The sequence below is a fragment of the Thalassospira sp. UBA1131 genome, assembly GCF_002311515.1.
Classification (GTDB): Bacteria; Pseudomonadota; Alphaproteobacteria; order Rhodospirillales; family Thalassospiraceae; genus Thalassospira.
The window spans coordinates 138,513-146,696 of the sequence record NZ_DCAO01000044.1 but is presented as its reverse complement, the minus strand read 5'-3'; the positions used below and the strand labels follow the sequence as shown (position 1 = coordinate 146,696).

Annotated in this window: 7 protein-coding genes and 1 pseudogene; 2 read left to right on the top strand and 6 right to left on the bottom strand. The window is 54.8% G+C overall.

The genetic code is table 11. The features are described from left to right. Positions 1-144, bottom strand: a pseudogene (locus tag B3Z49_RS07440) (transporter substrate-binding protein); the annotation flags it as partial. Between the two features lie 363 nt (positions 145-507). Then, complete coding sequence (locus tag B3Z49_RS07435; RefSeq protein ID WP_296989505.1) at positions 508-1,461, bottom strand: LysR family transcriptional regulator; 954 nt, start codon at positions 1,459-1,461, stop codon at positions 508-510. Positions 1,462-1,561: 100 nt separating this feature from the next. On the opposite strand from B3Z49_RS07435, the gene B3Z49_RS07430 reads away from it, so the two are divergent. Beyond that, a complete protein-coding gene (locus B3Z49_RS07430; protein WP_296989502.1) occupies positions 1,562-2,545 on the top strand; it encodes an MBL fold metallo-hydrolase in 984 nt (327 codons plus the stop codon). 106 nt (positions 2,546-2,651) lie between these two features. Here the strand turns inward: B3Z49_RS07430 and B3Z49_RS07425 are convergent, their stop codons facing one another. Further along, positions 2,652-3,848, bottom strand: a complete 1,197-nt coding sequence (locus B3Z49_RS07425) for a urate hydroxylase PuuD (RefSeq protein ID WP_296989499.1) — start codon at positions 3,846-3,848, stop codon at positions 2,652-2,654. 300 nt (positions 3,849-4,148) lie between these two features. Here B3Z49_RS07425 and B3Z49_RS07420 point away from each other — a divergent pair, with 300 nt between their 5' ends. Continuing rightward, entirely contained in the window at positions 4,149-5,060 is a 912-nt protein-coding gene (locus B3Z49_RS07420; RefSeq protein ID WP_008888429.1) for a LysR family transcriptional regulator, read from the top strand. A 75-nt stretch (positions 5,061-5,135) separates the two neighbouring features. Here B3Z49_RS07420 and B3Z49_RS07415 read toward each other — a convergent pair whose 3' ends face one another. The 3 genes from B3Z49_RS07415 to B3Z49_RS07405 all read right to left on the bottom strand — a co-directional run bounded on the left by B3Z49_RS07415 (position 5,136) and on the right by B3Z49_RS07405 (position 7,999). Next, complete coding sequence (locus B3Z49_RS07415; protein ID WP_296989496.1) at positions 5,136-6,173, bottom strand: histone deacetylase family protein; 1,038 nt, start codon at positions 6,171-6,173, stop codon at positions 5,136-5,138. 78 nt (positions 6,174-6,251) lie between these two features. Beyond that, positions 6,252-7,421: a methyl-accepting chemotaxis protein gene (locus B3Z49_RS07410; RefSeq protein WP_008888431.1), complete on the bottom strand. Its 1,170-nt coding sequence runs from the start codon at positions 7,419-7,421 to the stop codon at positions 6,252-6,254. Between the two features lie 44 nt (positions 7,422-7,465). Further along, positions 7,466-7,999, bottom strand: a complete 534-nt coding sequence (locus B3Z49_RS07405; protein WP_120224106.1) for a PAS domain-containing protein — start codon at positions 7,997-7,999, stop codon at positions 7,466-7,468. Positions 8,000-8,184: the final 185 nt, after the last annotated feature.

The following is an 8,184-nucleotide window of genomic DNA, read 5'->3' as shown; positions in this document are numbered from 1 at the left end:
CGTGGTTTCGGAAATCGCCATCGTCCCGGAAAGAGAGTGCAGCACACCAACTTTGATGGTTTCTGCTGCTTGTGCGGCTGACATTGCCATTGCAGACACTGCCATGGCCCCGGCGCCAATGAGCGCCTGAAGCTTCTTATTCATTTATAGCCTCCACTGAGTTTTTATTGCACCGCCGTTGCACTTGCTAAAACCGTGCCAGACTCAGAGGCCATATCGAATAAAATCGCGAATCGAGGGATTCTCACGCAATAAGAAACCATTTTACAGCTATTTCGGGGAAAATATTTGCGTAAGCCGTGTTTTGAATGACTATTTTTCAATCATTGATTACATTTTGATTAATTTTTGATCATGTTGACGTCAGGGTTTTCACAGCCTATCTGGAGCGCGGAAGTTTCGCCTGCGCTGAGCTTATTGCACCACAATCTGCGCTGTGTCGGCCAGCTTCCCGCCCCGTCGGGATACCGGCGGGGCGTTTAGATTTCTGGGCGTATTTGGCCGGGATTACTCGGCCGCCTGCAATTCGCGATCCGGCGCGATCGCATTAATTGCTGTGCGGATTTGATCACGCAACCAGATCAGACCAACATCCTTGTCCGTCCACACAGCCCAGTTCATCGTCACCGGCGGGAACGCCACATCAATCGGCATCGGGCAATAAGACAACCCGAATAACGGCGCATACTGGTTGGCAATACGACACGGCACAGTGGCAATCACGGCACTGTTTCGGGCCGCTGCCAGAAGCGGCATGAAATCAGGTGCCGCCAGAACAACATCAAGTTCGATGCCCATCCCCTGAAGCGCGACGCCAACACACCCGGCGACATTCTCGGTCTGGGACAGAACCGCATGCCGCGATGCCAGATATTGCGCACGCGACATCGGCAGCGGCAAATCGAGAATATCGGGATTAAAACAACAGGCGACTTCCGAGTTGAACAGAACCTCGCCGAAATGGCCTGTGTTGAGTTGGCTTTTGCAGCCAATCGCCAGATCAATCTCGCCGCCATTGATCATTCCATCAACCGTTTCAGATGTGATGGTACGGCTCAAAATCTTAATGCCCGGTGCCTGCTGCTGCAAATGCTGCATCAGAACCGGCAGCAAAATCATGTCCATTTCACCCGTCACGCCCAACCGAAAAACACGCTGGGCGGTTTGTGGATCAAAAGAATCCGTCGCATGAAGGGCGTTCTGTGCCTGGGAAAGGGCGGTGCGCACCGGCCCGGCCAGCGCACGGGCTTTTGCTGTCGGCTGCATTTTCTGACCGACACGTACAAACAGGTCATCGGCCAGCAACATCCGCAAGGTATTGAGATTGTGGCTCATTGCCGACTGCCCGATGCGCAATTTCTCGGCCGCCTTGGTCACGCTCATTTCCTGCATCATGGCGTCAAACGCAATCATCAGGTTGAGGTCAAATGACCGTAAATTGAAATGATCAATATTATCCATGACTGGTATCGATTTGATTACTGACTGATCGCACTATAGCCTTTCCCCATCAGCTTACAACCCGCCGGTGCACACCGGCATGATTTGAGGGAAAAGAAAAATGCTATCACGTCGTGATTTGCTCAAAAGCACGCTTGCCGCCGGTGCCGTTGGCGCGATTGGCAGCACCGTCTTTGTGCCACTGGCCGCAAAGGCAAAGGCACCTCTGGTTGGCACACAGGCACCGGGCTATTACCGGGTCATGGTCGGCGATGTCGAAGTCACCGCCCTTTCTGACGGTGCGGCCCAGTTCCCGATCGCCGATCTTTACGTGAACACCACGCCCGAACAGGCCCGCCTGGCCCTTGCCAGTGCGTTTCAGGGCACCCCAACCTATCTTTCGGTCAATGCCTATTTGCTGAATTTCGGGGATCGTCTTGTATTGCTCGATGCGGGAACCAGCGATCTGATGGGACCGGCACTTGGCAAACTTCCGGCCAACATGATTGCCTCGGGCTATCACCCTGATCAGGTCGATGATGTCGTGATTACCCACATCCATCCCGACCATACCGGCGGCCTGACACTGGCTGGCAACAAGGTCTTTGCCAATGCCACCGTGCATGTTCCAGAGGCAGACGCCACGTTCTGGCTCAGTGCCGAAAACAAGGCGACCGCGCCTGAAGACGCCAAGGCGTTCTTTGATCAGGCGGTTGCGGCCCTGACCCCCTATATCGATAGCGGCAAGCTTGCCAAATATGCCCCCGATGCCCCGGCCATCGAAGGCATGGTCAATACCACTTTCCGCCCCGGACATACGCCGGGCCACAGCGCGCTTTGGATCGAAAGCAAGGGCGAGAAGTTTGTTTATTGGGGCGACATTACCCATGGCGACGTCGTGCAGTTTGACGATCCAAATGTTGCCATCGCCTTTGACGGCGACACCGACATGGCAATCAAATCTCGCGAAGCGGCCTTTGCCGAAGCAGTACAGGAAAAGTACCTGGTTGCCGGCTGCCATGTCGCCTTCCCGGGATTTGGTCATGTCCGCGAAGATGCCACGATGTATGACTGGGTACCGATGAACTATCGCGCTGACGTTTAGGTTGGAATTGATCCCCCATCCCCGCCGACCTTAAAGCAATCCGTCAACGCAAAAGAGCGGTCGTGCATTACGACCGCTCTTTCCTTTGGATATAGTCCCTGTCTGCTTATTCCGGCATGCCTGCCCGGATCCACTGACCAAGCTGCGCGCGTTCCTCGTCGGTCATTTCCGTCATATTGCCAAGCGGCATGGCCCTGCCAATAACCGCCTGTGCCAGAACACGCTGCGCATTTGCTTCGATCTGGGCCAGATCATCAAACATCACGCCTGCCGGGGCTTCGTCAAAGCCCTCGTCACTCGGGTTCGCCGAATGGCAGGTCGAACAGCGGGTCTGAACGATGGCCAAGGCATGATTGGCGGTAATCACGTCTTCATCGGCAAGCTTGACCGCGTTCGGATCATAGGATGCAAACATCGCAAGGATCGCCATCCCGACCACCGCCGACGGAAGCTGCCATGCAATCGCCTTGCCGGTGCCGCCTGCATTGCGCGTGTTAAAGAAGTGGCGCACCAACCCACCGATGATCAGGATCAGACCGACAATCAGCCAGGACTGATCATGGGAAAACAGCATCGAATAGTGGTTGCTGATCATCATCAGCAACACCGGAAGCGTCAGGTAGTTGTTGTGCGTTGAACGCTGCTTGGCCTGCAGCCCCAGTTTCGGATCGGGCTTTTCCCCGGCCATCAGGCTGGCGACGACCTTTTTCTGGTTCGGGATGATGATGCGAAACACGTTGGCGGCCATGATCGTGCCAATCATCGCACCGACATGAATAAACGCCCCCCGCCCGCTGAACACATGGGTAAACAGATAGCTCGCCGCCAAGATCAGGATGAACAGCGCGACCGCCAGCGTATCGGTGCGTTTGCCAATCGCGCTTTTGCAAATGATGTCATAGATCACCCAACCGGCAAACAGGCTGCCAAGCCCAATCAGGATCGCATCCATCTTGGTCAGCGCCAGCACGCTTGGGTCGATCAGATAGCTTTCGGCACTCCAGTAATACATGGTGACCAAAAGTGCGAAGCCGGTAATCCAGGTGAAGTAGGCCTCGTATTTGAACCAGTGCAGTTCGGGCGGCATGGAACTGGGTGCTACCATCCATTTGTTCACATGATAAAAACCACCACCATGCACCATCCAGGCTTCGCCATAGACACCTTCATCCATGTCCGGGCGCTTGCGCAAACTAAGGTCAAGCCAGACGAAATAGAACGAAGACCCGATCCAGGCGATGCCCGTAATCAAATGCGCCCAGCGCAGGATCAGATTGATCCAGTCCTGAAACAGAATATCCACGGTGCTTGAAACCTCCGTCTCGCCTGTGCGCGGTTTCCGGCGCGCTGGCAGCCCTGCCTTGATGATGCCCCGGGACGCATGAATGGCTCTGATGGCAGCATTTTGCCCGGGTTTAATTCAGTCGATCTGTAACACAGTCCCCCGACCGCCTCTATTATTTAGGGGTTGAGCATAATCGAAATGACTTTCAAAATAATCTTTAAAATGGCAGAGTGTGGCCGCTAATCTGCACATATAATGATTTAAAACGCCCACCAGAAATCAAGAAACAGCCCTCAGACATCAGGAGCTTCCCGCACCATGTCCGACTTTGAGGACATCCAGATTTTTGTCCGTGTTGCCGAACTTGGCAACCTTTCTGCTGCCGGGCGTGAATTGCGCCATTCGGCGGCTGTGGTGTCAAACCGGATTGCCCGCCTTGAAGAACGGCTTGGGGTGCGTTTGCTGAACCGCACAACGCGCCGGGTCAACCTGACGACCGAGGGGGATGTTTATTATCGGCACTGCCTGCGCATTCTTTCGGAAATGCAGGAAGCCGAAAACGCCATCGCCAACCAGAAAAACACCACCCGCGGCCCGGTCACGCTGACCTGCCCGGTGGCATTCGGCAACAAATTCGTTGCCCCGATCATTCCGAAATTCGTCGAACAGAACCCGGATGTGCAAATCCGCCTGCATCTGTCTGATCGGTTGCTGGATCTGTTGCAAGACAAGGTCGATCTTGCCATCCGCATCGCCGAGCTTAAGGAAAGCTCGTTGATTGTCCGCAAGCTGGCCACCAATAAACGCATGCTGGTCGCAAGCCCGGATTATCTCAAAAAGAACGGCGCGCCCAAGGTGCCCGCAGACCTTTTGAACCACAATTGTCTGCTGCTGCGCTTCCCGGGATCGCAGCAATATCAATGGACCCTGCAAGGGCCGAATGATGAGCCCCCGGTCACGTTGGCTGTCGCTGGTTCGATGGATTCCGATAACAGCGAAGTCCTGACCCGCTGGTGCCTTGACGGGCATGGCATTTCACTGAAATCGAACTGGGAAGTCGACGAATATCTGCGCGACGGACGCCTTCAACGCGTCCTGCCCGATTACCAGCCACCTTCGCATGCGGTCTATACACTCTATCCGGAAAACCGTTATCTGCCGACGCGTGTCCGCGCCTTTGTCGATTTTCTGGTGGCGGAATTTGGCGGTACACCGCCATGGGAACGTTAAACCAATAGAACGCTAAACAAAAAAAACGCCCCGAACAGATGCCGGGGCGTTTTTTAGTATTCGATTTAGGCCGGTCTAGTTTTTGGCAAGCGCCAGATACCCGCTCAGAACCGCGGCAACGTTTTGCCCAATCACATCATGGGCATAGCCGCCTTCCATGGTGAACATGGTTTTAAGCCCCATACGCCCGATCATTTGCCCGATGCGGTTGAAATCGTCGGTCTGGAGTTTGAAGTCGCAAATCGGTTCCGCCTCGTGGGCGTCAACACCAAGGGCCACCACCAGCGCATCGGCCTGCCAGGTCAGAAGTTTCTGCATCGCCTTGGCAAAGCCAGCCCCCCAACCCGCGAAATCACTGCCACCCGGCAGCGGGATATTCAGGTTGGCACCCTGCCCGTCATTGCGCCCGGTTTCATTGGCATAACCCATGAAGAACGGGAACTGATGGGTTGGATCGGCATGGATGGAAATCGTCAGAACGTCGCCACGCTCATAGAAAATATCCTGCGCACCATTGCCGTGGTGGTAGTCGATATCAAGGATGGCGACCTTTTTCGCCCCCTTGGAAATCATGTGCTGGGCGGCGATGGCGGCATTGTTCAAGAAGCAATATCCACCATAACGGTTAGCATGGGCATGGTGTCCCGGCGGACGGGTCAGGGCAAAGGATGCTTCGCCTTCGCTCCAGGTTGCCTCGGCAGCCGATATGACGGTCTGCGCCCCCCAATAGGCTGCCTTCCAGGTCCCTTGCGTGATCGGTGTATCAGATGAGATGGCGTACTGACCAAGGCGCGCACTGATATGTTCGGGCTTGCCGCCTGAAAAACCCGCCGTCGGCCAGACATAGGGAAAGGCATCGCCGCTATTCCCGGCCTTGGTCCAGCCATCCCACGCGGTTTCAAGAAAATCGAGATAATCCGGATCGTGGATCGCGCGGATCGGGTCCATGCCGTGATCCTTGGGATCAAACAGCTGTGCCTTGATCGCGTGCGCGACGGCATCACGAATGATCGGAATACGCCGGGCGTTTTCAAAACACGGCACCATGCGTCCGTGATGCATTTCGCCTGCCCCGTCATGGGCATCGTGGCGCGAATTGAAGAAAACCCGCATGGCACCGCTCTCCTGACTGAAAATCCTGACCGGGTACCATCATGACGCCCGACGCATCCTGTTGCACGCAGAAAGCGGCTATTTCTTGGCGGTATAAAGCAGCTTTTCGATGGTATCGAGGAACACACCCAACTGATTGCGCAGGCTTTCCGACTGATCGGCAAGACGACTGGCCATGTCGCGTGTGGTATCGGCAGCCTCCCCGGTACGCCCGGCCATATCGGAAACCACGGTGATATTGTCGGTGACTTCCTGTGCGCCGCTTGATGCCTGTTCGACATTGCGCGTGATGTTGGTAGACAAGTTCGCCTGGGTTTCGACATTGCCCGAAATCGTGTCCGAACGTGCCGCCAGATCATCGATCACGCCTGCAATTTCGCGGATCGAACCGACGGACTGTTCAATCGCGGTCTGAATGTCCTGAACCTTTTCTTCGATGCTTTCGGTCGCCTTGCTGGTCTGGTTGGCAAGTCCCTTGACCTCGTTGGCAACCACGGCAAAGCCCTTGCCGGCTTCACCGGCGCGCGCAGCCTCGATGGTGGCATTCAATGCCAGAAGGTTGGTCTGAGCCGCAATGTCGCGGATAAAGCTGACCACTTCGACAATCTCGCCAGCAGCCGCTTCCAGCTGTCCGATACGACCATCGGTTTCCTGGGCAAGGCCATTTGCGCGGTTGGCAATTTCAACCGATTCACGCGCCTGTTCGGACACATTGCGGATCGCCTCGTTCAGCTCTTCGGATGCGGCCGAAAGTTCGCTGACATTGGCCGCCGTCTGGCGCGCCGCCGCGGCAACGTTGGTTGAACGTGAACTGGTTTCGTGCGCGATGGAGTTGGCATCGCCGGATGCCTCGGAAAGGGCGGACGCGGCATTGGCAATGTCATCAACCGCGGCAAAGGAACCGCTTTTGAATTCATCAAGAATGTCGGCAAACCCGGACAGTTTCTTTTCGATGGAGGCACTTGCGGCATTAATCCGCTTGGCCGAAGACAGGTAATCCCCGACCAGCCCGGTTTCGACAATGCGCCGGTAATAACGGTTTTCGGAAACCGCCCCCATGGATGCCGCACTTTCGCGCAGGAACGCATCATTGCGGTCAATCAGCCGGTTGATCGCAATAAACAGTTCGCGCATGTCAGGATGACTGTCGACATTGGTAATGCGGGCTTCGTAATCACCGTCCGCTGCGGCCAGAACCACATCCAGTGCCTTTTTGATACCCGATTTTGAACCACCGAACAGAGACATTAGAACCTCAAACCTTGCATTTTCGGGAACCGCTTTGCGATCCTCTAGAGACTTTGGATAAACTCGTCGTACGACATGCCCATATCAGAAAGCTTCTGTGACAAGGCCTCGGATGCGGCATTCATGCCGTCCTTGCGATTGGGCAGACTGTCCTCGATCTTGCGGAGTTCCGCATAGAGAGGAATGATCGTTTCGCTCAGAACCTTTGGATCGGGCACCCGGCGGTTGGAATGGTATCCAATCACCTTGTGACTGGCATCAAAGGTCGGCGTCACATGGGCATAGACCCAATAATGATCCCCGTTGCTGGCCATATTCACGACATAGGCAAAAATCTCGTGACCGGATGAAATCCGGTCCCACATAAGCTTGAAAACGCTGCGCGGCATATCCGGATGTCGGATCAGCGCATGCGGCTTCCCCAAAACCTCACCTTCCGAATAATCAGAAAGGCGCAAAAACACCTCATTGGCGTAGGTAATATGCCCTTTGAGATCCGTCTTGCTGACGATCAATTCTTCCGGTTTGAAATGACGTTCCCGCCCAGAAGGCTGAATGCCTGAAGGCTTTTCACTCACCTTTAAGACCCCGATACTTTATTTTTATTTCCAAACATGCCCGCAATTTCGGACTGCGGGCAGGATGAATTACTCGATTATCATGTGAAAATGATCGTGCGAAGCTAAATATTATTTTTCCACACGTTTCATTCTCAATACCTAACACAGTAATCTGGAATTATTATTGGATAAAGTATTATCCG